We start from the raw sequence: 24,570 nt of genomic DNA on the forward strand, positions 1-24,570 counted from the left end.
GGTCGGTCTCGGCGTATCGACGACATCGGAGCCCGACGGGGCCCACGGAGGTAATTTCCTTGGCTGCTGCGCGCAACGCAACTCCCACTCCCCAGAACGGTCGCGACGCATCGCGGCTCTCGTTCGCGAAGATCACTGACACCCTCACCGTCCCCGACCTCCTCGCCCTGCAGACCGAGAGCTTCGACTGGCTTGTCGGCTCGGACGCGTGGAAGAAGCGCGTCGAGGAGGGCACCGCGCAGGGTCGCACCGACCTGGCGCTCAACTCCGGCCTCGAGGAGATCTTCGAGGAGATATCCCCCATCGAGGACCTGGGCGAGACCATGCAGCTCGGGTTCACCAACCCGTACCTCGAGGAGCAGAAGTACTCCATCGACGAGTGCAAGGAGCGCGGCAAGACCTACTCCGCTCCCCTCTACGTCGAGGCCGAGTTCATGAACCACCTCACGGGTGAGATCAAGACCCAGACGGTCTTCATGGGCGACTTCCCCCTCATGACGGAGAAGGGCACGTTCATCATCAACGGCACCGAGCGTGTCGTCGTGTCCCAGCTCGTCCGCTCGCCCGGCGTGTACTTCGAGCGCCAGCAGGAGAAGACCTCCGACAAGGACATCTACTCCGCCCGCGTCATCCCGTCCCGCGGCGCCTGGCTCGAGTTCGAGATCGACAAGCGCGACCAGGTCGGCGTGCGCATCGACCGCAAGCGCAAGCAGTCGGTCACCGTGTTCCTGAAGGCCCTCGGCCTCACCAGCGAGCAGATCCTCGAGGAGTTCAAGGGCGTCGCGTCCATCGAGCTCACGCTCGAGAAGGACTCCATCCTCACTAAGGAGGAAGCCCTCAAGGACATCTACCGCAAGCTCCGTCCGGGCGAGCAGGTCGCCGCCGAGGCCGCCCGCGCGCTGCTGGACAACTTCTACTTCAACCCGAAGCGCTACGACCTGGCGAAGGTGGGTCGCTACAAGATCAACCGCAAGCTCGGCATCGACAAGCAGCTCACCGACTCGGTGCTGACGGTCGAGGACATCCTCGCGACCATCAAGTACCTCGTCTCGCTGCACGCGAACGAGACGAAGATGAACGGCACGCGCGACGGCAAGCCCGTCGAGCTGCGCCTCGACGTGGACGACATCGACCACTTCGGCAACCGCCGCATCCGCGCGGTCGGCGAGCTCATCCAGAACCAGGTCCGCACCGGACTCTCCCGCATGGAGCGCGTCGTCCGCGAGCGCATGACCACGCAGGACATCGAGGCCATCACGCCGCAGACCCTGATCAACGTGCGCCCCGTCGTCGCCGCGATCAAGGAGTTCTTCGGCACGAGCCAGCTGTCGCAGTTCATGGACCAGAACAACCCGCTCGCGGGTCTCACCCACAAGCGCCGCCTCTCGGCGCTCGGCCCGGGTGGTCTGTCCCGTGAGCGCGCCGGCGTCGAGGTCCGCGACGTCCACCCGTCGCACTACGGCCGCATGTGCCCCATCGAGACCCCTGAGGGCCCGAACATCGGCCTGATCGGCTCGCTGGCGTCGTTCGCCCGCATCAACTCGTTCGGCTTCATCGAGACCCCGTACCGTCGCGTCGTCGACGGCGTGGTCACGGACACGATCGACTACCTCACGGCCAGCGAGGAGGACGAGTTCCTCGTCGCCCAGGCCAACGCGCCCCTCACGAAGGACTTCCGCTTCGCGGAGGACCGCGTCCTCGTCCGCCCCAAGGGCGGTGAGGTGGAGCTCGTCGCGAAGGAGAACGTCCACTACATGGACGTCTCCCCGCGCCAGATGGTGTCGGTCGCGACCTCGCTCATCCCGTTCCTCGAGCACGACGACGCGAACCGGGCCCTCATGGGCGCGAACATGCAGCGTCAGGCCGTCCCGCTGCTGCGCAGCGAGAGCCCGCTCGTCGGCACCGGCATGGAGGGCTACGCGGCGATCGATGCCGGTGACGTCCTCACCGCCGACGCCTCGGGCGTCGTGCAGGAGGTGTCGGCCGAGGTCGTCACCATCCAGCTCGACGAGGGCGGCACGCAGACCTACTACCTGCGCAAGTTCGACCGCTCCAACCAGGGCACGAGCTACAACCACCGCGTCCTGGTCTCGGCCGGCGACCGCATCGAGGCCGGCGAGGTCATCGCCGACGGCCCCGCCACGGAGAACGGCGAGCTCGCGCTCGGCAAGAACCTGCTCGTCGCGTTCATGCCGTGGGAGGGCCACAACTTCGAGGACGCGATCATCCTGAGCCAGAACCTGGTCAAGGACGACACCCTCTCCTCCATCCACATCGAGGAGTACGAGGTCGACGCGCGCGACACCAAGCTCGGCAAGGAGGAGATCACCCGCGACCTCCCCAACGTCAGCCCGGAGCTGCTCGCCGACCTCGACGAGCGCGGCATCATCCGCATCGGCGCCGAGGTCCGCCCCGGCGACATCCTCGTGGGCAAGGTCACGCCGAAGGGCGAGACCGAGCTCAGCGCCGAGGAGCGCCTGCTGCGCGCGATCTTCAACGAGAAGAGCCGCGAGGTCCGCGACACGTCCCTGAAGGTGCCCCACGGCGAGCAGGGCACGATCATCGGCGTCAAGGTCTTCGACTCGCAGGACGGCGACGACGAGCTCGGCTCGGGCGTCAACCAGCGCGTCGTGGTGTTCATCGCGCAGAAGCGCAAGATCACCGAGGGCGACAAGCTCGCCGGCCGTCACGGCAACAAGGGCGTCATCTCCAAGATCCTGCCGGTCGAGGACATGCCGTTCCTCGCCGACGGGACCCCGGTCGACGTCATCCTCAACCCGCTCGGCATCCCCGGCCGCATGAACTTCGGCCAGGTCCTGGAGACCCACCTCGGGTGGATCGCCAAGCAGGGCTGGGAGGTCGAGGGCAAGCCGAAGTGGGCCGAGCGCCTGCCGGACCACGCGCGCCAGGCCCCGGCCGGCACGAAGGTCGCCACCCCGGTGTTCGACGGAGCGCTCGAGGAGGAGATCGCCGGCCTGCTCGACTCGACGACGGTCACCCGCGACGGCGACCGCCTCATCGGGTCCAGCGGCAAGACGCGCCTGTTCGACGGCCGCTCCGGCGAGCCGTTCCCCGAGCCCGTCTCGGTCGGCTACATGTACATCCTGAAGCTGCACCACCTGGTGGACGACAAGATCCACGCGCGCTCGACGGGTCCCTACTCGATGATCACGCAGCAGCCCCTGGGCGGTAAGGCCCAGTTCGGCGGCCAGCGGTTCGGCGAGATGGAGGTCTGGGCGCTCGAGGCCTACGGCGCAGCGTACGCGCTGCAGGAGCTCCTCACCATCAAGTCGGACGACATCCTCGGCCGCGTGAAGGTGTACGAGGCCATCGTCAAGGGCGAGAACATCCAGGAACCGGGTATCCCCGAGTCCTTCAAGGTCCTGATCAAGGAGATGCAGTCCCTCTGCCTGAACGTCGAGGTCCTCTCGGCCGACGGCCAGGCGGTCAGCCTGCGCGACACGGATGACGAGGTCTTCCGCGCGGCGGAGGAGCTCGGCATCAACATCTCCACCCGCTTCGAGTCGTCCAGCATCGACGACATCTAAGCCCGCTCAAGACTTTCGACTCGAAGCTTTCCAAGGAGAGAAGGAAAATTGCTCGACGTAACAACTTTCGATGAGCTGCGGATCGGCCTGGCCACGGCCGACGACATCCGCCGCTGGTCGCACGGTGAGGTCAAGAAGCCCGAGACCATCAACTACCGCACGCTGAAGCCCGAGAAGGACGGCCTCTTCGGAGAGCAGATCTTCGGACCCAGCCGCGACTGGGAGTGCTCCTGCGGCAAGTACAAGCGGGTGCGCTTCAAGGGCATCGTCTGCGAGCGCTGCGGCGTGGAGGTCACCAAGTCCGCGGTCCGCCGCGAGCGCATGGGCCACATCGAGCTCGCCGCGCCCGTCACGCACATCTGGTACTTCAAGGGCGTGCCGTCGCGCCTCGGCTACCTGCTCGACATGGCGCCCAAGGACCTCGAGAAGGTCATCTACTTCGCCGCGTACATGGTGATCAGCGTGGACGAGGACGCTCGCCACGAGGACATGCCGGGCCTCGAGAACGAGCTCCGGCTCGAGATCAAGACCCTGCAGGACCAGCGCGACAGCCAGATCGCCGAGCGCCTCGGGCGTCTCGAGACCGACCTGGCCGCGCTGGAGGCCGAGGGCGCCAAGAGCGACCAGAAGCGCCGCGCGAAGGACGGCGCCGAGAAGGAGATGGGTCAGACGCGCAAGGCGTTCGACGAGGACATCTCGCGTCTCGAGCGCGTCTGGGAGGAGTTCCGCAGCCTCAAGGTCGGCGAGCTGAAGCCCGAGGACGCCGTCTTCCACGAGCTGCAGGACCGCTTCGGCATCTACTTCGAGGCCCACATGGGCGCCGAGGCGATCCAGAAGCGCCTGGAGGCCTTCGACCTCGAGGCCGAGGGGGAGCTGCTCCGCGAGCAGATCGCCACCGGCAAGGGCCAGAAGAAGATCCGCGCCATCAAGCGCCTGCGCGTCGTCAGCTCCTTCCTCGCCACCGGCAACTCGCCGGCCGCGATGGTGCTGCAGGTCGTCCCGGTCATCCCGCCGGAGCTGCGCCCGATGGTGCAGCTCGACGGAGGCCGCTTCGCGACCAGCGACCTGAACGACCTGTACCGCCGGGTCATCAACCGCAACAACCGCCTCCGTCGTCTGCTGGATCTCGGCGCCCCCGAGATCATCGTCAACAACGAGAAGCGCATGCTGCAGGAGGCCGTCGACGCGCTGTTCGACAACGGCCGCCGCGGTCGTCCCGTCACGGGCACCGGCAACCGCGCGCTCAAGTCCCTCAGCGACATGCTGAAGGGCAAGCAGGGCCGGTTCCGCCAGAACCTGCTCGGCAAGCGCGTGGACTACTCGGGCCGCTCGGTCATCATCGTCGGGCCGCAGCTCAAGCTGCACCAGTGCGGTCTGCCCAAGCAGATGGCGCTCGAGCTGTTCAAGCCGTTCGTCATCAAGCGCCTGATCGACCTGAGCCACGCCCAGAACATCAAGGCCGCCAAGCGCATGGTCGAGCGCAGCCGCGGACAGGTCTGGGACGTGCTCGAGGAGATCATCCGCGAGCGCCCCGTGCTGCTCAACCGCGCGCCCACGCTCCACCGTCTGGGCATCCAGGCGTTCGAGCCCCAGCTCGTGGAGGGCAAGGCCATCCAGCTGCACCCGCTCGTCTGCGCCGCGTTCAACGCGGACTTCGACGGCGACCAGATGGCCGTCCACCTGCCCCTGTCGGTCGAGGCCCAGGCCGAGGCGCGCATCCTGATGCTCGCCTCGAACAACATCCTCAAGCCGTCGGACGGACGCCCGGTCACCCTGCCCACGCAGGACATGATCATCGGCCTGCACCACCTGACCACCCTCAAGGAGGGCGTCGCCGGTGAGGGTCGCGCGTTCAGCTCGGTGGCCGAGGCCATCCTGGCGAAGGACCAGCTCTCTCTGGACCTCAACGCCAAGGTGCGCATCCGCCTGCACGACATCTACTTCGGCGAGGGCGAGGCGCCCGAGGGCGTCGAGCTCGACGAGAAGGGCAAGACGGTCGGTCCCGTGCTGCTTGAGACCACCCTCGGTCGCGCGCTGTTCAACGAGACCCTGCCGGTCGACTACCCCTACATCGAGGCCGTCGCCGACAAGGGCAAGCTCTCCGAGATCGTCAACGACCTCGCCGAGCGGTACCCGAAGGTGGAGGTCGCGGCAGCGCTCGACCGGATCAAGGACGCGGGCTTCTACTGGGCCACGCGCTCCGGCGTCACGGTCGCCCTCTCCGACGTGCTGACCCCGCCCACCAAGGCGGCCATCCTGTCGGGCTACGAGAAGCAGGCCGCCAAGGTCCAGGGCCAGTTCGAGAAGGGCCTCACGACGAACGCCGAGCGTCGTCAGGAGCTCATCGAGATCTGGAACAAGGCCACCGCCGAGGTCGCGAAGGCGATGGAGGACAACCTCCCCGCCGACAACAACATCAACCGCATGGTGTCCTCCGGGGCACGAGGCAACTGGATGCAGGTCCGCCAGATCGCCGGCATGCGCGGCCTCGTGTCGAACCCGAAGGGCGAGATCATCCCCCGCCCGATCGTCCACTCGTACCGCGAGGGCCTCACGGTGGCGGAGTACTTCATCGCCACCCACGGCGCCCGCAAGGGACTGGCCGACACCGCGCTGCGCACCGCCGACTCCGGGTACCTCACCCGTCGTCTGGTGGACGTGTCGCAGGACGTCATCATCCGCGAGGACGACTGCGGCACCGGCCGTGGGCTCGACCTGCCGATCGCCACGAAGGGCGCTGACGGCTCGTCCGTCCGCGACTCCAACGTGGAGAACTCGGTGTACGCCCGCTCGCTGGCCGCCGACGCGGTCAACGAGGCCGGCGAGGTCGTCGCCCCCGCGGGCAGCGACGTCGGCGACGTCATGATCGACCACCTGATCGCGGTCGGCGTGCACGAGATCAAGGTGCGCTCGGTCCTCACGTGCGAGTCCGCCGTCGGCGTGTGCGCGGCCTGCTACGGCCGCTCGCTCGCCACGGGCAAGCTCGTCGACATCGGCGAGGCCGTCGGCATCATCGCGGCCCAGTCGATCGGCGAGCCCGGCACGCAGCTCACGATGCGCACCTTCCACACCGGTGGTGTGGCATCGGCGGACGACATCACGCAGGGTCTGCCCCGCGTGCAGGAGCTCTTCGAGGCCCGCACCCCCAAGGGTGCGTCGCCCATCGCGGAGGCCGCCGGTCGCATCACGATCGAGGACACGGATCGCAGCCGCAAGGTGATCCTGACCCCGGACAACGGCGACGAGCCGCACATCTACCCGGTGCTCAAGCGCGCGACCCTCCTCGTCGAGGACGGCCAGCACGTCGAGCTCGGGCAGCAGCTGCACGTCGGCGCCATCGACCCGAAGGAGGTCCTCCGGGTCAAGGGCGTGCGCGAGGTGCAGAAGCACCTCGTGGGCGGTGTCCAGGGCGTCTACCGCTCGCAGGGCGTCCCGATCCACGACAAGCACATCGAGGTCATCGTGCGGCAGATGCTGCGCAAGGTCACGGTCGTCGAGCACGGCGACACGGACCTCCTCCCCGGTGAGCTGGTCGACCGGGCCCGCTACAACGAGGTCAACCGCGCCACGCTGACGGAGGGCAAGAAGACCGCCTCCGCCCGCCAGGAGGTCATGGGAATAACCAAGGCCTCGCTCGCGACCGAGTCGTGGCTGTCGGCCGCGTCCTTCCAGGAGACGACCCGCGTGCTCACGCAGGCCGCCATGGAGGGCAAGTCCGACCCGCTGATGGGTCTCAAGGAGAACGTCATTATCGGCAAGCTGATCCCGGCCGGGACGGGGCTCGCGAAGTACCGCGACGTCACCGTCACCGCGACGGAGGAGGCCAAGGCCGAGCGCTACCCGAACCGCATCTTCACGGATGAGTCGGTGTTCAACGAGTCCGACCTGAGCTTCGTCGACTTCGACAGCTTCAGCTCGGACGACTACACGCCCGGCACCTACAACTAGGACCGCCGGCGCGTGAGCGCACGATGAGAAGGGCCCCGCTCCGGCGGGGCCCTTCCTCGTCCCCGAGGGGGCGTCTCGTCCCCGAGGGGGCGTCTCGTCCCCGGGGGGGCGTCTCGTCCCCGGGGGCGCGTGTCGCGCGCCCCCGTCCCGCACCCGCGGGCTCCCGGCCGGGCGCCGTCGCGGCGATACAGTGGGCGGATCCGGCGGCGGCCGACGCCGGGACCCGAGGAGGCGTCGTGCGCATGCTGGAGGACGTCGTCCTGGCGTGGCGCGCGCACGCGCTCCGCTACGCCACCTGGACGCCGACCGCGTCGGGCAGCGGATCCGGGTCCTGCCCCGCCTGCGACGCCTCGGTCTTCACGGACCAGGAGGCGATCCCGCGGGACGCGCCCCACACGGCGATCCACCCGCTCGTCGCCGCGCTCGAGGTGGCCCGCGCCGAGGCCGCCCGCGATGCCCGCGAGCGCCTCTACCGCGACACCCGCGGACCGGTGTACCGCGACCACCCCTTCGGCATGCCCGCGTTCGTGGACTACGGGGAGCGCGAGGAGGAGATCCAGCAGACAGCGGACCACGCGATGGCGCGGGAGCTCGCCCCGCTCGCGCCCGTGATCCGCCAGGCCCTGGACCGCTTCGTGAACCTGCGGCTCCAGGAGCTCGAGGGCGAGATCGGGCCGGTGCCCGACGACGGGGACGGCACGGGTCCCGAGCCGCTCTTCTAGCCGTGGCTCGGGCGTGCCGACGCGGCGGGTCCGTCATCCGGCGACATGGGAATAGCGACACGACGAGGGCGTTGAGACCATGGCGGTCGGCGCGCCCGGACGGGTTCCGGGCACCAGGCGCCGCAGCACCGCGCACACAGCACCCGCATGAGGCGATCCCGCTCCCGAGATCCGCCGTGACCGCAAGGACCCCCATGACGCTCCGCTCCCGCCTCCGTCCCTCCCTCGCCCTCACCGGCCTCCTGGCCGTGGCCGCCCTCGGCCTCGCGGGCTGCGCCTCGGGCGACGCGGGCAGCGGATCCGCGCCCGGCGCGTCCGGCACCCCCGCCGCGGCTACGAGCCTCTCCGACGTCAAGGCCAAGGGCGAGCTCGTCATCGGCACCGAGGGCACGTACTCGCCCTTCTCCTTCCACGAGGGATCCGGCTCGGGCGCGCTCACGGGCTACGACGTCGAGGTCGCGACCGCGGTCGCGGACAAGCTCGGCGTGAAGCCGGTCTTCGAGGAGACCCAGTTCGACGGCATCTTCGCGGGCCTCGAGGCGGGACGCTGGGACGTCATCGCCAACCAGATCTCCATCACGGACGAGCGCAAGACGGTCTACGACTTCTCCGAGCCGTACACGGTCTCGCCCGGCGTGATCATCGTCAAGGGCTCCGACTCGGGCATCAGCTCCTTCGCCGACCTCGCCGGCAAGACCACCGCGCAGTCGCTCACGAGCAACTGGAACGAGCTCGCCACCCAGAGCGGCGCCAAGGTCGAGGCCGTCGAGGGCTTCGCCCAGGCGGTGACGCTCCTCCAGCAGGGCCGCGTCGACGCGACGATCAACGACCGCCTCACGCTCCTCGACTACCAGAAGCAGCAGGGCGACTCCGACCTGGAGGTGGCCGCGGAGACCGACGACCCGTCGCTCAGCGCGCTCGTCTTCCGCAAGGGCAGCGACGACCTCGTGACCGCGGTCGACCAGGCCCTCGCCGACCTCCGCGCCGACGGCACGCTCGCGTCGATCTCCGACAAGTACTTCGGCGCGGACGTCTCGCAGTAGACCCCCGCGTACGCTGACGGACGAGGACGAGACGAGGGGATCGCATGTCGAGGGAGTGGGACCTGTTCTGGTCGTCCTTCGGGCCGCTCGCGCTCGAGACGATCCGCGGCACCATCCCGCTCGCCCTCGTCACGTTCGCGCTGGGCCTCGCCATCGCCCTGGGCCTCGCGCTCATGCGCCTCTACGGCAACCGGCTGGTGTCGGGCATCGCGCGCTTCTACATCTCCGTCGTGCGCGGCACCCCGCTCCTGGTGCAGCTGTTCGTGATCTTCTACGGCCTGCCGTCCATCGGCGTCGTGCTGCCGCCCTGGCCGAGCGCCGTCATCGCCCTCTCGCTGAACGTCGGCGGGTACGCGGCGGAGATCATCCGCGCCTCGATCCTCTCCGTGCCGCGCGGGCAGTGGGAGGCCGGCCACACCATCGGCATGTCGCGCGCCCTGACGCTGCGCCGCATCATCGTGCCGCAGGCCGCGCGCGTGTCCGTGCCGCCGCTGTCCAACACGTTCATCAGCCTCGTGAAGGACACCTCCCTCGCCTCGGTGATCCTCGTGACCGAGCTCTTCAAGCAGGCGCAGCTCATCGCGTCGTCGACCTTCGAGTACATGCTGCTGTACCTCGAGGCGGCCCTGATCTACTGGCTCGTCTGCCTCGTGCTCTCCTTCGCGCAGACCCGCCTCGAGAGGAGGCTCGACCGGTATGTCGCCCACTGATCCCGTCGATCCCGCGCCCGCATCGCACCGGACGCCCGGCGAGCCCGTCCTCACCGTCCGTGGCCTCCGCAAGTCGTTCGGCGACAACGAGGTCCTCCGCGCGATCGACCTCGAGGTCCGCCGCGGCGGCGTGACCGCGCTCATCGGCCCGAGCGGATCCGGCAAGACCACGGTCCTCCGCTCCCTCAACGGGCTCGAGGTGCCCGAGGAGGGCGTCGTCGAGGTCGCCGCTGCCGACGCCGACTCCCGATCCCGCACGAACGGCCCGCTCCGCGTCGACTTCGCCGCGAAGCCGCGCCACCGCGAGCTGCTCGCCCTGCGCGACCGGTCGGCGATGGTCTTCCAGCAGTACAACCTCTTCCCGCACAAGACCGTGCTCGAGAACGTCATCGAGGGCCCGGTGCAGGTGCAGCGACGACCCGTCGCCGAGGCGATCCGGGAGGCCGAGGAGCTGCTCGCCCGCGTCGGCCTCGCCGACAAGCGCGACCAGCACCCGTTCCAGCTGTCCGGCGGGCAGCAGCAGCGCGTGGGCATCGTGCGCGCGCTGGCGCTCCGGCCGCAGATCCTGCTCTTCGACGAGCCGACGTCGGCCCTCGACCCGGAGCTCGTGGGCGAGGTGCTCACCGTCATCAAGGAGCTCGCCGACGAGGCGTGGACCATGGTCATCGTCACGCACGAGCTCGCGTTCGCCCGGCAGGTGGCCGACGAGGTCGTCTTCATGGACGGCGGTGTGGTCGTCGAGCGCGGGCATCCGTCGCAGGTGCTGCAGCACCCGACGGAGGAGCGCACGCGCCGGTTCCTGCAGCGGCTCCTCGAGCCCTTCTAGCCGCTCGCGACCATCTCGGCCATCCCCGGCACGCCGCCCGGGCCGCGGGGCGCCACCGAGGTAGGTTCGTGCCATGACCGACGACAGGCCCGCCCCGCACCGACAGCCCGACGAGGCCGACCAGCCGCTGGATCCCCGTACCCCGGACGAGCGCGCCGCCGCCGCCTTCGACGACGGCCCCGCCGACCGCGGCGCCGATTCCGACACCTCGACCTTCGACCAGACGTCGTTCGCCGCCCCGGTCGACGAGGACCACGACGCGCGCGAGCGCGAGCGGCGCGAGTCCGAGGCCCGCGTGGCCGAGGCCCGGGCGCGCGATGACCGCGAGCACGAGGCCCGCGAGCACGAGGCCCGCGAGGCGGAGGCGCGCGAGTCCGAGGCCCGTGAGGCGGAGGTCCGTCAGCGCGACGTCGAGGACCGGGAGCGTCGCGAGCGCGAGGCCCGCGAGGCCGACGCCCGCGAGCGCGACGAGCGCGACCGCCGTGCCCGCGAGGAGGAGACCGCGCGCCAGTCGCAGTCCCAGCCTATCTACGTGCAGGCGCCCGTCCCGCCGGAGAAGCGCGGCAACCGCGGCTTCGGCGTGCTCATCGCGGTCATCGCCGCCATCCTCTTCGCCCTGCTCTACTCGCTCGGCACGGCCCTGCTCGCCTCGGTGCGGAACACGGACGCGTTCGGCGAGGTCTTCGGTCGCTACATCGCGTCGCCCGTCTTCTACGTGCCGACCATCGCGTTCCTCGTGCTGTTCGTGCTGCTCGCGCTCCTGGTCAACCGGGGCGGCTGGTGGGCGTTCGTCCTCGGCGGCCTGCCCGTCGCGATCCTCGTCTACGCCGCGTACGTCGGCACGCGTCTCCTCCAGGGCGGCGTCATGGACCTGGCCCCGTCGGAGCAGGCCCTCCTGCTCCAGCGCACCGTGACCTTCCCCGACGGGATCCTCGCGGGCTTCCTCGCCCGCGAGCTCGTCACATGGCTCGGCGCCGGCATCAGCGCGCGCGGCCGCCGGATCAAGGCCAAGAACGTCGAGGCCCGCGCCGAGTACGACCGGAAGCTGGCGGAGCAGCCGGACCACCGCTGACGCGTGTCAGGCTGGGCGAGTGATCCCCCTCCTGGCCGCCGTCATGCACGTCGCGCTCGTCGTGTGCGTCTTCGGCTTCGTCGCGCTGCTGGGCGGTGACGACGTGATCCCCGAGCGCGACGCGGGCGTGCTCCTCGGACCCGTCATGGTCGTGAGCGCCACGCTGGTCTTCGCCGTCGGCCTCATCCGCACCACGCGCGAGGCCGACCGGGAGCGGCGGATCCCCGTCCTGCCGGTCCTCGGTTGGGGCGCCGCCGCCTGGCTCGCGTACGGGATCCTCGGCGCCGTCCTCTACCTGCTGGCCGGCGCGGACGTGTTCGCGAGCCTCGCGTTCGCCCTCCGGCACCTCGTGGATCCGTTCGGGGTCGCCGTGCTCGGCATCTCGGCGCTGCTGGGGCTCGGCGCCGTCGCGCTGGCGGCTCGCGGCCCCTCGTTCACCGTTTGACCGGCGAGTCGCGGAACTGTATCGTGGCCGAGGTGTGCGCTCAGGCGTGCGCTCGCGTCGTGCCGTGAAGTCGGTGCGCCGAGCCGCACAGGAGCGCACCGACCAGGGTTCGTCCATTCGGTCGGCCCCCACGGCATACCCGCCGGCGCCTCCCACTGCCGTGGTCGGCGGACGCGCGGGTCCAGTTGAACTCGATCCCCGCTCGCGGGCGTCGAATGCTGACCATCAACCCGCTGTCACCGTGCAGCATCGAGGAGTCCCGTAGTGCCCACCATCCAGCAGCTGGTCCGCAAGGGCCGCACGCCCAAGGTCGTCAAGACCAAGGCGCCCGCCCTGAAGGCGAACCCCCAGCAGCGCGGCGTCTGCACCCGCGTCTACACGACCACGCCCAAGAAGCCGAACTCGGCCCTGCGCAAGGTCGCCCGCGTCAAGCTCAGCAACGGCCAGGAGGTGACGGCCTACATTCCCGGTGAGGGCCACAACCTCCAGGAGCACTCCATGGTGCTCGTCCGCGGCGGTCGCGTGAAGGACCTCCCCGGCGTGCGCTACAAGATCGTCCGCGGCGCGCTCGACACCCAGGCCGTGAAGAACCGCAAGCAGGCTCGCAGCCGGTACGGCGCGAAGATGGAGAAGAAGTAATGCCTCGCAAGGGTCCCGCCCCCAAGCGCCCTGTCGTCGCGGATCCCGTCTACGGTGCGCCGATCGTCAGCCAGCTCGTCAACAAGATCCTGCTCGACGGCAAGAAGGGCCTCGCCGAGAAGATCGTGTACGACGCCCTCGCCGGCGTCGCCGCGAAGAACGGCCAGGACGCCGTCGTCACGCTGAAGAAGGCGCTCGACAACGTCCGCCCGGCCCTCGAGGTCCGCTCGCGCCGCGTGGGTGGCTCCACCTACCAGGTGCCCATCGAGGTCAAGCCGCACCGCGCGAACACCCTCGCGCTCCGCTGGCTCACGACGTACGCCAAGTCGCGTCGCGAGAAGACCATGACCGAGCGTCTCACCAACGAGATCCTCGACGCATCCAACGGCCTCGGTGCCGCGGTCAAGCGCCGCGAGGACACCCACAAGATGGCCGAGTCGAACAAGGCCTTCGCGCACTACCGCTGGTAGCCGACCACCTCGTTCGACAGCACCACCAACCCCTTTCGGAGGAACCTGTGGCACAGGACGTGCTCACCGACCTGAACAAGGTCCGCAACATCGGCATCATGGCTCACATCGATGCCGGCAAGACCACCACCACCGAGCGCATCCTGTACTACACGGGCATCACTCACAAGATCGGCGAGGTCCACGACGGCGCCGCCACGATGGACTGGATGGCCCAGGAGCAGGAGCGCGGCATCACCATCACGTCCGCCGCGACGACGTGCTTCTGGAACAAGAACCAGATCAACATCATCGACACCCCCGGGCACGTCGACTTCACCGTCGAGGTGGAGCGTTCGCTCCGCGTCCTCGACGGCGCGGTCGCCGTGTTCGACGGCAAGGAGGGCGTCGAGCCCCAGTCCGAGACGGTGTGGCGCCAGGCCGACAAGTACGACGTGCCGCGCATCTGCTTCGTCAACAAGATGGACAAGCTCGGCGCCGACTTCTACTTCACGGTCGACACCATCGTCAACCGCCTCGGCGCGAAGCCGCTGGTCATCCAGCTGCCCATCGGCTCCGAGAGCGGCTTCGAGGGCGTCATCGACCTCGTCGAGATGCGCGCGCTGACCTGGCGCGGCGACTCCAAGGGAGACGTCGAGCTCGGTGCGAAGTACGACATCGAGGAGATCCCCGCGGATCTGCAGGACAAGGCGGACGAGTACCGGGCCAAGCTGCTCGAGACCGTCGCCGAGACCGACGACGCGCTGCTCGAGAAGTACTTCGGCGGCGAGGAGCTGACGGTGGCGGAGATCAAGGCCGCCATCCGCAAGCTCACCGTCAACAGCGAGATCTACCCCGTGCTCTGCGGCTCCGCGTTCAAGAACCGCGGCGTCCAGCCGATGCTCGACGCGGTGATCGACTACCTCCCCAGCCCGCTCGACGTGCCCCCCATGGAGGGACACGACGTGCGCGACGAGGAGAAGATCATCATCCGCAAGCCCGACTCGACGGAGCCCTTCTCGGCGCTCGCGTTCAAGGTCGCGGTGCACCCGTTCTTCGGTCGCCTCACGTACGTCCGGGTCTACTCGGGCACCATCGCGAGCGGCTCGCAGGTCATCAACTCGACCAAGGGCAAGAAGGAGCGCATCGGGAAGATCTTCCAGATGCACTCCAACAAGGAGAACCCGGTCGACTCGGTCACCGCCGGTCACATCTACGCGGTCATCGGCCTCAAGGACACGACCACGGGCGACACGCTCTGCGACCCGCAGGACCAGATCGTCCTCGAGTCGATGACGTTCCCCGAGCCCGTCATCGAGGTCGCGATCGAGCCGAAGACGAAGGCCGACCAGGAGAAGCTGGGTGTCGCCATCCAGAAGCTCGCTGAGGAGGACCCGACCTTCCGCACGGAGCAGAACCAGGAGACCGGTCAGACGGTCATCAAGGGCATGGGCGAGCTCCACCTCGACATCCTGGTCGACCGCATGAAGCGCGAGTTCAACGTCGAGGCCAACGTCGGCAAGCCGCAGGTCGCGTACCGCGAGACCATCCGCGGCACCGTCGACAAGCACGACTTCACGCACAAGAAGCAGACGGGTGGATCCGGGCAGTTCGCCAAGATCCAGATCAAGATCGAGCCCATGGAGGTGACCGCGGAGAAGACCTACGAGTTCGACAACAAGGTCACCGGCGGTCGCGTCCCCCGGGAGTACATCCCGTCGGTGGACGCGGGCATCCAGGACGCGCTCCAGGTCGGCATCCTCGCCGGCTACCCGATGGTCGGCGTGAAGGCAACGCTGCTCGACGGCGCCGCGCACGACGTCGACTCCTCGGAGATGGCGTTCAAGATCGCCGGCTCGATGGCCTTCAAGGAGGCCGCGCGCAAGGCGAAGCCCGTGCTGCTCGAGCCGCTCATGGCCGTCGAGGTCCGCACGCCCGAGGAGTACATGGGCGACGTCATCGGCGACCTGAACTCCCGTCGCGGCCAGATCCAGGCCATGGAGGACGCGAGCGGCGTGAAGGTCATCACCGCGAACGTCCCCCTGTCGGAGATGTTCGGCTACGTCGGCGACCTGAGGAGCAAGACCTCGGGCCGTGCGGTGTACTCGATGAGCTTCGGCAGCTACGCCGAGGTCCCGAAGGCTGTCGCCGACGAGATCGTCCAGAAGAACAAGGGCGAGTAGCCCTCCAGTTCGAGCGGCATCCGCCGTTTCAGTACCATAAGCAAGATCTCCAACACGCAGGGCGTCCGGGAACAACCGGACGCCCCGCAACCGAGTCCTGAGGAGGACCCACAGTGGGTAAGGCCAAGTTCGAGCGGACCAAGCCGCACGTCAACATCGGAACGATCGGTCACGTCGACCACGGCAAGACGACGCTGACGGCAGCGATCTCCAAGGTCCTGGCGGACAAGTACCCGTCGGCGACCAACGTGCAGCGCGACTTCGCGTCCATCGACTCCGCTCCCGAGGAGCGCCAGCGCGGCATCACGATCAACATCTCGCACGTCGAGTACGAGACGCCCAAGCGTCACTACGCTCACGTCGACGCCCCGGGTCACGCTGACTACATCAAGAACATGATCACGGGCGCCGCCCAGATGGACGGCGCGATCCTCGTGGTCGCCGCCACCGACGGCCCCATGGCGCAGACGCGCGAGCACGTGCTGCTCGCGAAGCAGGTCGGCGTGCCGTACCTGCTCGTCGCGCTCAACAAGTCGGACATGGTCGACGACGAGGAGATCCTCGAGCTCGTCGAGCTCGAGGTCCGCGAGCTGCTCTCCAGCCAGGACTTCGACGGCGACAACGCCCCCGTCGTCCAGGTCTCCGGCCTCAAGGCGCTCGAGGGCGACGAGAAGTGGGTCGAGCAGATCGTCAAGCTCATGGACGCGGTCGACGAGTCCATCCCGGAGCCCGTCCGCGACAAGGACAAGCCGTTCCTCATGCCCGTCGAGGACGTCTTCACGATCACCGGTCGTGGAACCGTCGTCACGGGTCGCGCCGAGCGCGGCACCCTCGCCATCAACTCGGACGTCGAGATCGTGGGCATCCGTCCCACCGTCAAGACCACCGTCACGGGCATCGAGATGTTCCACAAGCAGCTCGACGAGGCCTGGGCCGGCGAGAACTGCGGGCTCCTGCTCCGCGGCACCAAGCGCGAGGACGTCGAGCGCGGCCAGGTCATCGTCAAGCCGGGTTCGGTCACGCCGCACACCGATTTCGAGGGCACCGCGTACATCCTCTCCAAGGAGGAGGGCGGGCGTCACAACCCGTTCTACGCGAACTACCGTCCGCAGTTCTACTTCCGCACCACCGACGTCACCGGCGTCATCACGCTGCCCGAGGGCACCGAGATGGTCATGCCCGGCGACACCACCGACATGAACGTCGCGCTGATCCAGCCGATCGCCATGGAGGAGGGCCTCGGCTTCGCCATCCGCGAGGGTGGCCGCACCGTCGGCGCCGGCACGGTCACGAAGATCGTCAAGTAGCACCCAGCTCCATCAGCACCACCTCCGACAGGGTCGGGCCGTCATGGCCCGGCCCTGTCGGCCGTTGAGCGGTCGCGAGGTGTCACGGCTGGCCGAGAGCCTTCGCATCGTGCACTAACCGACGGCTGTCCTGCGCGTAGGTTCGATGAATGGTCAGACTCCGGCGCAGCGACGCCACCGGCAAGGGCTACACCCGCAAGAGGGCCGGGAAGGGCTGGACCTACCTCGACGCCGACGGGAACCGCGTCACGGACACGGCGCTGCGCGCCCGCATGGAGCACCTCGGGATCCCGCCGGCGTGGACCGACGTCTGGATCGCGCCGTACGACAACGGTCACGTGCAGGCGACGGGCATGGACAGCGCCGGGCGTCGCCAGTACATCTACCACCCGACCTGGCGCGAGCAGAAGGACCGGATCAAGTTCGACCGCGCGCTTCAGCTCGCCGAGTCGCTGCCGTCCGCGCGCCGCCAGGTCACCATCCACCTCCGGCAGGACGGCTTCACGCGCGAGCGCGCGCTAGCTGTACTGAGTCATGACGTTGGTGACACTCGGGCCGCGGGCGTCAGCCCGTGGCTCGAGTGGATTCGTTCAGTGTTGTAGTGCTGGATCCACGGATCAAGGGCGTCGGTTCTGGCTTGGTTGCTGGTGAAGGGTTGCCGGTAGGCTCACTCGGTCGCGAGGGTGCGGTTGAAGCGTTCGACCTTGCCGTTCTGCCAGGGGCAGTGCGGGCGGATGAACTTCTGCCTCGCACCGAGCTGCGTGACCGCGTTCTGGAACGCGGCCGAGTGCCGGTAGGCGAACGCGTTGTCCGTCAGGACCCGTTCGATGCGGGTGATGCCGTGCTCGGCGAAGTACGCCGCGGCCCGGGTCAGGAACCCTGCCGCGGTCACGCCCTTCTCGTCCGGGTGGATCTCCGCGTAGGCGAGGCGGGTGTGGTCATCGACCACGGCGTGGACGTAATCGCACCCGATCCCACGACCACGAACCTGTTCGCTGCGGCCATGCGCCCGCCAGCCGCCGCCGTCCGGGATCCGGCCGAGCTTCTTCACGTCGACGTGGATCAGGTCGCCGGGATGCTCATGCTCGTACCGGTTTGCCGTCGACCGGGATGCCCGGATCACGGCCCCGGTGACGGGGTCCAACCATGCCAACGGCGGTGCCCCGTGCCGCCGCAGGATGCGGGAGATCGTGCGGGCTGGAACACCGGTCACCGGCGCCAACCGGGCAGGACCTGATCGCAATCGGGTCCTCGCTTCCACGACGGCTCGTTCTCGTTCCGGGCTCGTCCTCGTCGGCACCCGTCTCGGCCTCGAGGACCGGTCCGACAAGCCTTCGAAGCCCTCGGACCGGAACCGATTCACCCACCGATGCGCGCACTGACGCGACACACCGAGTTCGCGCGCGACATGCGAGACCGGCCGACGATCCTCGACCACCCGCCGCACGAGGAGAACCCTCCCGTGAACCGTCAGACGAGCATTAGCGTGGGACATCGAGGCCTCCTGGCAGTGGCAGAACTAGACAGCTCCATCAAGCCAGGAGGCCTCCTCACACGCCCCGAAGTGTCACCAACGTCATGGCCGGGTACAGCTAGCCGCCGGCTTCCGCATGCTCGACACGGGCAGCCTCCGCGTCGGCAGCGAGCGGTACACCGAGTCGAACGGCAGCCACGGGCTGTCGACGCTGCTGTGCTCGCACGTCACCGTGCACGAGGACACCGTCCACCTCGAGTTCCCCGCGAAGAGCGGGCAGGCGTGGTCGAGCGACATCCGCGACCACGACCTCGTGCAGGTCGTCGGCGGGCTCCAGGAGCGCGGCCCGAACGCCCGGCTGCTGGCCTACGAGCTCGACGGCGAGTGGCACCCGCTCGGCGCGGCCGACATCAACGACTACGTGCGGGAGCGGACGGGCGGCGAGTTCACCGCGAAGGACTTCCGCACCCTGCACGGCACGGTCGCGGCGGCGATCAGCCTGGCGAAGCACGGACCCGAGGCGACGAAGGGCAAGCGGCAGCGGGCGCTGGCGCAGGCGTACCGCGACGCCGCCGAGGTACTCAGCAACACGCCGACCATCGCGAAGAACAGCTACGTGGACCCGCGGCTCGTCGACGAGTACGTCCACGGCCGCACGATCGATCCGCAGCGCCTCGCGTCGGGCGAGACGGAGCTGCGGAACCTGCTGTTCCGGTGACCGCGAGGGCGCCTCGACGCCGCCGGCGGGAGGCGCCGCGAGCCCCGGAATCACGGGGGAGTGGGCGCGACACGCCCGGGTTGCACGCGTGGCCGGACTATGACAAACTCGTCTAGTTCAACATTCCGACGCACGCCGCCCTGCGCGCGAGACGTCGGATCACTGCCAGGCAGTGCATAGCCGCCCGGAGCGCTCGTCGCTCCCTGGGCAGGTTAGGCCGCGGGCAGCAGAGCAGAAGCACACGACACCCACCGGATGAGCACCGCTCGTCCGCGTCCGCATGCGGGCGGGTGCACGAGCTGCCCGAGGCCGCGTCCCACGATGCGCGCCCGGGTGCACCACGGATGGGTCGCGCCACGAGGCCGGGCCATCCGAGCGAGGGACACACGCGTCCAATACGGTCCGAGGCCGCATGACGCACGAAAGAGAGAGAGTCACACATGGCGGGACAGAAGATCCGCATCCGACTTAAGTCGTACGACCACTCGGTCATCGACTCCTCGGCCCGGAAGATCGTCGACACGGTGACCCGCGCGGGCGCCACGGTCGTCGGCCCGGTGCCGCTGCCCACGGAGAAGAACGTGATCTGCGTGATCCGTTCCCCCCACAAGTACAAGGACAGCCGCGAGCACTTCGAGATGCGCACGCACAACCGTCTGATCGACATCGTCGACCCGACGCCGAAGGCGGTCGACTCGCTCATGCGACTCGACCTCCCGGCCGACGTCAACATCGAGATCAAGCTCTAAGGGAACCCATGTCTACCGCTAACAGGACTTTCACCGGTCTGCTCGGCACGAAGCTGGGCATGACGCAGGTGTGGGACGAGAACAACAAGCTCATCCCCGTGACCGTCGTGCAGATCACCCCGAACGTCGTCACCCAGGTGCGCACGCCCGAGGTCGACGGCTACGGCGCCATCCAGATCGCCTACGGCCAGATCGACCCCCGCAAGGCCGACAAGCCGAGCACCGGCCACTTCGAGAAGGCCGGCGTCACGCCGCGCCGCCACCTCACCGAGGTCCGCACGGCCGACTTCGCCGAGTACGCGCTCGGCCAGGAGATCACCGTCGGTGCGTTCGAGCCCGGCTCCAAGGTCGACGTCGTCGGCACCAGCAAGGGCAAGGGCTTCGCCGGCGTCATGAAGCGCCACAACTTCAAGGGCGTCTCGGCCTCGCACGGTTCGCACCGCAACCACCGCAAGCCCGGTTCCATCGGCGCCTCCTCGACCCCCAGCCGTGTCTTCAAGGGCATGCGCATGGCCGGTCGCATGGGCGGCGAGCGCGTCACCGTGCTGAACCTCGTCGTCCACAGCGTGGACGCCGAGAAGGGCCTCTTGCTCGTCAAGGGCGCAGTGCCCGGCGCGCGTGGCCGCATCGTCTTCGTCCGCAACGCAGTGAAGGGGAAGTAGTCATGGCTACCGACACCCAGCTCGACGTCCTCGACGCGACCGGTGCAGTCACCGGCTCCGTCGACCTGCCCGCGTCGCTGTTCGACGTGCAGACCAACGTCCCGCTCATCCACCAGGTCGTCGTCGCCCAGCTCGCCGCGGCGCGCCAGGGAACGCACAAGACCAAGGGCCGCGGCGAGGTCTCCGGCGCCGGTCGCAAGCCGTTCAAGCAGAAGGGAACCGGTCGCGCTCGTCAGGGCTCGATCCGCGCCCCCCAGATGACCGGCGGTGGCATCGTCCACGGACCCACGCCCCGCAACTACTCGCAGCGCACCCCCAAGAAGATGATCGCCGCGGCTCTGCTCGGCGCCCTCTCCGACCGCGCGCGCGGCGCCCGCCTCCACGTCATCGAGAGCCTCTCCGCCGGAGACGTCCCCTCGACGAAGACCGTGGTCGCGCTGCTCGAGGGCATCGCCACGAGCAAGCACGTCCTCATCGTCCTGGAGCGCACCGACGAGGTCAGCCTCCGCAGCGTGCGCAACATCCCGACGGTCCACGTGCTGTCCTACGACCAGCTCAACGCGTACGACGTGCTCGTGAGCGACGACATCGTCTTCACGAAGGGCGCGTACGACGCGTTCGTCGAGTCGAAGACGGCCAAGGAAGAGGTTGCCGCATGAGCGCCACCCAGAAGGACCCCCGCGACATCATCATCGCGCCGGTCGTCTCCGAGAAGAGCTACGGCCTGATCGACCAGGGCAAGTACACGTTCATCGTGGACCCCCGCTCGAACAAGACCGAGATCAAGCTCGCGATCGAGAAGATCTTCGGCGTGCAGGTCGCGTCGGTCAACACGCTCAACAAGCAGGGCAAGACCCGCCGGACCAAGTTCGGGATGGGCAAGCGCAAGGACACCAAGCGCGCCATCGTCTCCCTCAAGTCGGGCTCCATCGACATCTTCACGACTGTCGGCTGAGACCGGGACTAGGAAAACACCAATGGCTATTCGCAAGTACAAGCCCACGACCCCGGGTCGTCGCGGTTCGTCCGTCGCCGACTTCGTGGAGATCACGCGCTCGACGCCCGAGAAGTCGCTGCTCCGCCCGCTCTCCAAGACCGGTGGCCGCAACAACCAGGGTCGGATCACGACCCGTCACATCGGTGGTGGCCACAAGCGCCAGTACCGCGTGATCGACTTCAAGCGCAACGACAAGGACGGCGTCATCGCGACCGTCGCCCACATCGAGTACGACCCCAACCGCACGGCGCGCATCGCGCTCCTGCACTTCATCGACGGCACGAAGCGCTACATCCTCGCGCCGAACAAGCTGAAGCAGGGCGACAAGATCGAGTCGGGCGCCACGGCCGACATCAAGCCGGGCAACAACCTGCCGCTGCGCAACATCCCGACGGGTACCGTCATCCACGCCATCGAGCTCCGCCCCGGCGGCGGCGCGAAGATGGCCCGCTCCGCCGGCGCCTCCGTGCGCCTCGTGGCGAAGGACGGCCCGTACGCCCAGCTGCGCCTGCCCTCCGGCGAGATCCGCAACGTCGATGCGCGCTGCCGCGCGACCATCGGCGAGGTCGGCAACGCCGAGCAGTCGAACATCAACTGGGGCAAGGCCGGCCGCATGCGCTGGAAGGGCGTCCGCCCGACCGTCCGCGGTGTCGCGATGAACCCGGTCGACCACCCGCACGGTGGTGGTGAGGGCAAGACCTCCGGTGGTCGCCACCCGGTCAGCCCGTGGGGCCAGAAGGAAGGCCGCACGCGCCACATCAACAAGCCCAGCGACAAGCTCATCGTTCGCCGCCGCAACGCCGGCAAGAAGCGCAAGTAGGAGTTGTAGAAGATGCCACGCAGTCTGAAGAAGGGCCCCTTCGTCGACGACCACCTGCTCCGCAAGGTGATCTCGGCGAACGAGGCCAGCAGCAAGAACGTGATCAAGACCTGGTCGCGCCGCTCGATGATCATCCCGGCGATGCTGGGTCACACCATCGCGGTGCACGACGGTCGCAAGCACGTCCCCGTGTTCGTCACGGAGTCCATGGTCGGCCACAAGCTCGGCGAGTTCGCGCTCACGCGCACCTTCCGCGGCCACGTGAAGGACGACAAGAAGGGTCGTCGCCGCTAACGCGGCGACGAGAAGGAGGAGAGAAATGGTGGAGTCGATCGCACGCGTGCGTCACATCCGCGTCACCCCCCAGAAGGCCCGTCGCGTCGTGGACATGATCCGTGGCAAGCAGGCCGAGGAGGCCCTGGCCATCCTGAAGTTCGCGCCGCAGGGCGCGAGCGAGCCGATCTACAAGCTGGTGGCCTCGGCCATGGCGAACGCGCGGGTCAAGGCCGACGCGTCCAACAGCTTCCTCGCGGAGCAGGACCTCTACATCGTCAAGGCGTTCGTGGACGAGGGCACCACCCTCAAGCGGTTCCAGCCCCGCGCACAGGGTCGCGCATTCCGTATCAACAAGCGCACCAGCCACATCACGGTCGTCCTCGCGACGCCGGATGAGGCGGACGTGGCGACGACCACGAAGAAGGCGAGCAAGTAATGGGACAGAAGGTCAACCCGTACGGGTTCCGTCTCGGGATCACGACCGACCACGTGTCGCGTTGGTTCTCGGACAGCACGAAGAAGGGGCAGCGTTACAGCGACTACGTCGCCGAGGACGTACGCATCCGCACCATGCTCAAGACGAGCCTCGACCGCGCCGGTGTGGCGCGCATCGAGATCGAGCGCACCCGTGATCGTGTACGCGTGGACATCTACACGGCGCGTCCCGGCATCGTCATCGGCCGCCGCGGCGTCGAGGCCGAGCGCATCCGCGCCGACCTCGAGAAGCTCACGGGCAAGCAGATCCAGCTGAACATCCTCGAGGTGAAGAACCCCGAGGCCGAGGCGCAGCTGGTCGCCCAGGGCATCGCCGAGCAGCTCGCGGGTCGTGTGGCGTTCCGCCGCGCGATGCGCAAGGGTCTGCAGGGCGCGCAGCGCGCCGGCGCCAAGGGCGTCCGCATCCAGGTCTCCGGCCGCCTCGGCGGCGCCGAGATGAGCCGCTCGGAGTTCTACCGCGAGGGCCGCGTGCCGCTGCACACCCTCCGCGCGAACATCGACTACGGCTTCTACGAGGCCCGCACCTCCTTTGGCCGCATCGGCGTGAAGGTCTGGGTCTACAAGGGCGACATCACGAACAAGGATCTCGCTCGGGAGCAGGCGAACCAGAAGTCGTCGCGCCCGGAGCGTCGTAACGACCGTTCCGACGGTCGAACCGGAGATCGCCGCACCAACGCGCCGCGCACCGCGCCGGCCGCCGAGGCAGCGCCGGTCGCCGCAGCAGGAGTTGAGGCGTAACCATGTTGATCCCCCGCAAGGTCAAGCACCGCAAGCAGCACCACCCGGGTCGTACCGGCCACGCGACCGGCGGCACCGTCGTCTCGTTCGGCGAGTACGGCATCCAGGCCCTCACGCCCGCCTACGTCACCAACCGCCAGATCGAGTCCGCTCGAATCGCCATGACGCGTCATGTGAAGCGCGGCGGGAACGTGTACATCAACATCTTCCCGGACCGCCCGCTCACCAAGAAGCCCGCCGAGACCCGCATGGGTTCCGGAAAGGGCTCGGTCGAATGGTGGGTCGCCAACGTCAAGCCGGGTCGCGTGCTCTTCGAGCTCTCCGGCGTCGACGAGGCCACGGCGCGCGAGGCGCTCACCCGGGCCATCCACAAGCTGCCCCTCAAGGCACGCATCATCAAGCGCGAGGAAGGCGACGCATAATGGCGATCGGTTCCAAGGAGCTCGCCCCCGTCGAGCTGGACACTTTCGAGGACGAGCGACTCGTCGAAGAGCTGAAGAAGGCCAAGGAGGAGCTGTTCAACCTGCGCTTCCAGTCGGCCACCGGTCAGCTCGACAGCCACGGCCGCCTCCGCGCGGTCAAGCGCGACATCGCTCGGATCTACACGGTCATCCGCGAGCGCGAGCTGGGCATCCGTGCCACGCCCGCCCCCGTCGAGGTCCCCGAGAAGCCCGAGAAGAAGAAGGCGACGAAGAAGGCCGCGAAGGCCGACGACGCCGCCGTCACCGAGAAGGCTGAGGAGGCTTGAT

At 68.5% G+C, this 24,570-nt stretch carries 22 protein-coding genes and 3 pseudogenes; 24 read left to right on the plus strand and 1 reads right to left on the minus strand.

The window, feature by feature from the left end; genetic code table 11:
- Positions 1-59: 59 nt before the first annotated feature.
- The 13 genes and pseudogenes from rpoB to B5P21_RS03190 form a co-directional block, all read left to right on the plus strand.
- Positions 60-3,548 (plus strand): DNA-directed RNA polymerase subunit beta, encoded by a 3,489-nt coding sequence (rpoB, locus tag B5P21_RS03130; RefSeq protein WP_015491202.1) that lies wholly within the window; start codon positions 60-62, stop codon positions 3,546-3,548.
- 48 nt (positions 3,549-3,596) lie between these two features.
- Positions 3,597-7,496 carry a DNA-directed RNA polymerase subunit beta' gene (locus B5P21_RS03135; protein ID WP_094170755.1) on the plus strand — a complete coding sequence of 1,300 codons (3,900 nt, stop codon included), beginning with the start codon at positions 3,597-3,599 and terminating at the stop codon, positions 7,494-7,496.
- 242 nt (positions 7,497-7,738) lie between these two features.
- A complete protein-coding gene (locus B5P21_RS03140) occupies positions 7,739-8,218 on the plus strand; it encodes a hypothetical protein (protein WP_246865313.1) in 480 nt (159 codons plus the stop codon).
- A 194-nt stretch (positions 8,219-8,412) separates the two neighbouring features.
- Positions 8,413-9,261 carry an amino acid ABC transporter substrate-binding protein gene (locus tag B5P21_RS03145; protein ID WP_045529637.1) on the plus strand — a complete coding sequence of 283 codons (849 nt, stop codon included), beginning with the start codon at positions 8,413-8,415 and terminating at the stop codon, positions 9,259-9,261.
- Positions 9,262-9,305: 44 nt separating this feature from the next.
- Positions 9,306-9,971 (plus strand): amino acid ABC transporter permease, encoded by a 666-nt coding sequence (locus B5P21_RS03150; RefSeq protein ID WP_012297746.1) that lies wholly within the window; start codon positions 9,306-9,308, stop codon positions 9,969-9,971.
- Complete coding sequence (locus tag B5P21_RS03155; RefSeq protein WP_045529634.1) at positions 9,958-10,797, plus strand: amino acid ABC transporter ATP-binding protein; 840 nt, start codon at positions 9,958-9,960, stop codon at positions 10,795-10,797. Before B5P21_RS03150 ends, B5P21_RS03155 begins: the two co-directional genes overlap by 14 nt.
- Before the next feature lie 73 nt (positions 10,798-10,870).
- Positions 10,871-11,869 (plus strand): hypothetical protein, encoded by a 999-nt coding sequence (locus B5P21_RS03160; RefSeq protein ID WP_094170757.1) that lies wholly within the window; start codon positions 10,871-10,873, stop codon positions 11,867-11,869.
- 19 nt (positions 11,870-11,888) lie between these two features.
- Entirely contained in the window at positions 11,889-12,314 is a 426-nt protein-coding gene (locus tag B5P21_RS03165; protein WP_246865239.1) for a DUF6121 family protein, read from the plus strand.
- 264 nt (positions 12,315-12,578) lie between these two features.
- On the plus strand, positions 12,579-12,953 hold the full coding sequence (rpsL, locus tag B5P21_RS03170; protein ID WP_012039312.1) for a 30S ribosomal protein S12: 375 nt from the start codon (positions 12,579-12,581) through the stop codon (positions 12,951-12,953).
- A complete protein-coding gene (rpsG, locus tag B5P21_RS03175) occupies positions 12,953-13,423 on the plus strand; it encodes a 30S ribosomal protein S7 (RefSeq protein WP_012039311.1) in 471 nt (156 codons plus the stop codon). The genes rpsL and rpsG overlap by 1 nt, the downstream gene beginning before the upstream one ends.
- Before the next feature lie 47 nt (positions 13,424-13,470).
- On the plus strand, positions 13,471-15,585 hold the full coding sequence (gene fusA, locus B5P21_RS03180; RefSeq protein ID WP_045529630.1) for an elongation factor G: 2,115 nt from the start codon (positions 13,471-13,473) through the stop codon (positions 15,583-15,585).
- A 113-nt stretch (positions 15,586-15,698) separates the two neighbouring features.
- Complete coding sequence (tuf, locus tag B5P21_RS03185; protein ID WP_012039309.1) at positions 15,699-16,892, plus strand: elongation factor Tu; 1,194 nt, start codon at positions 15,699-15,701, stop codon at positions 16,890-16,892.
- A gap of 149 nt (positions 16,893-17,041) precedes the next feature.
- Positions 17,042-17,416: pseudogene (locus B5P21_RS03190) on the plus strand (DNA topoisomerase IB); the annotation flags it as partial.
- Between the two features lie 8 nt (positions 17,417-17,424).
- Here the strand turns inward: B5P21_RS03190 and B5P21_RS03195 are convergent.
- Positions 17,425-18,387, minus strand: a pseudogene (locus B5P21_RS03195) (IS481-like element IS1122 family transposase).
- Positions 18,388-18,484: 97 nt separating this feature from the next.
- Between B5P21_RS03195 and B5P21_RS03200 the strand changes: the two are divergent.
- The 11 genes and pseudogenes from B5P21_RS03200 to rpmC form a co-directional block, all read left to right on the plus strand.
- Positions 18,485-19,084: pseudogene (locus B5P21_RS03200) on the plus strand (DNA topoisomerase IB); the annotation flags it as partial.
- A 440-nt stretch (positions 19,085-19,524) separates the two neighbouring features.
- Positions 19,525-19,833 carry a 30S ribosomal protein S10 gene (rpsJ, locus tag B5P21_RS03205; protein ID WP_094170758.1) on the plus strand — a complete coding sequence of 103 codons (309 nt, stop codon included), beginning with the start codon at positions 19,525-19,527 and terminating at the stop codon, positions 19,831-19,833.
- Between the two features lie 8 nt (positions 19,834-19,841).
- Positions 19,842-20,495, plus strand: a complete 654-nt coding sequence (gene rplC, locus B5P21_RS03210; RefSeq protein ID WP_045529624.1) for a 50S ribosomal protein L3 — start codon at positions 19,842-19,844, stop codon at positions 20,493-20,495.
- A gap of 2 nt (positions 20,496-20,497) precedes the next feature.
- Entirely contained in the window at positions 20,498-21,154 is a 657-nt protein-coding gene (gene rplD, locus B5P21_RS03215) for a 50S ribosomal protein L4 (protein WP_015491190.1), read from the plus strand.
- Entirely contained in the window at positions 21,151-21,450 is a 300-nt protein-coding gene (rplW, locus tag B5P21_RS03220) for a 50S ribosomal protein L23 (protein WP_012039304.1), read from the plus strand. Before rplD ends, rplW begins: the two co-directional genes overlap by 4 nt.
- A gap of 22 nt (positions 21,451-21,472) precedes the next feature.
- Positions 21,473-22,312 (plus strand): 50S ribosomal protein L2, encoded by an 840-nt coding sequence (rplB, locus tag B5P21_RS03225; RefSeq protein ID WP_043668798.1) that lies wholly within the window; start codon positions 21,473-21,475, stop codon positions 22,310-22,312.
- Between the two features lie 12 nt (positions 22,313-22,324).
- A complete protein-coding gene (gene rpsS / locus B5P21_RS03230; RefSeq protein WP_012039302.1) occupies positions 22,325-22,606 on the plus strand; it encodes a 30S ribosomal protein S19 in 282 nt (93 codons plus the stop codon).
- Positions 22,607-22,631: 25 nt separating this feature from the next.
- Positions 22,632-23,024: a 50S ribosomal protein L22 gene (gene rplV, locus B5P21_RS03235; RefSeq protein ID WP_045529619.1), complete on the plus strand. Its 393-nt coding sequence runs from the start codon at positions 22,632-22,634 to the stop codon at positions 23,022-23,024.
- A complete protein-coding gene (gene rpsC / locus B5P21_RS03240; RefSeq protein ID WP_012039300.1) occupies positions 23,024-23,821 on the plus strand; it encodes a 30S ribosomal protein S3 in 798 nt (265 codons plus the stop codon). Before rplV ends, rpsC begins: the two co-directional genes overlap by 1 nt.
- Before the next feature lie 2 nt (positions 23,822-23,823).
- The gene (gene rplP / locus B5P21_RS03245) at positions 23,824-24,243 is read left to right on the plus strand and encodes a 50S ribosomal protein L16 (RefSeq protein WP_012039299.1); all 420 of its coding nucleotides are present in this window, start codon (positions 23,824-23,826) and stop codon (positions 24,241-24,243) included.
- Entirely contained in the window at positions 24,243-24,569 is a 327-nt protein-coding gene (gene rpmC / locus B5P21_RS03250) for a 50S ribosomal protein L29 (RefSeq protein ID WP_012039298.1), read from the plus strand. The genes rplP and rpmC overlap by 1 nt, the downstream gene beginning before the upstream one ends.
- Position 24,570: the final 1 nt, after the last annotated feature.

This window comes from Clavibacter michiganensis subsp. insidiosus (assembly GCF_002240565.1).
GTDB lineage: Bacteria > Actinomycetota > Actinomycetes > Actinomycetales > Microbacteriaceae > Clavibacter > Clavibacter insidiosus.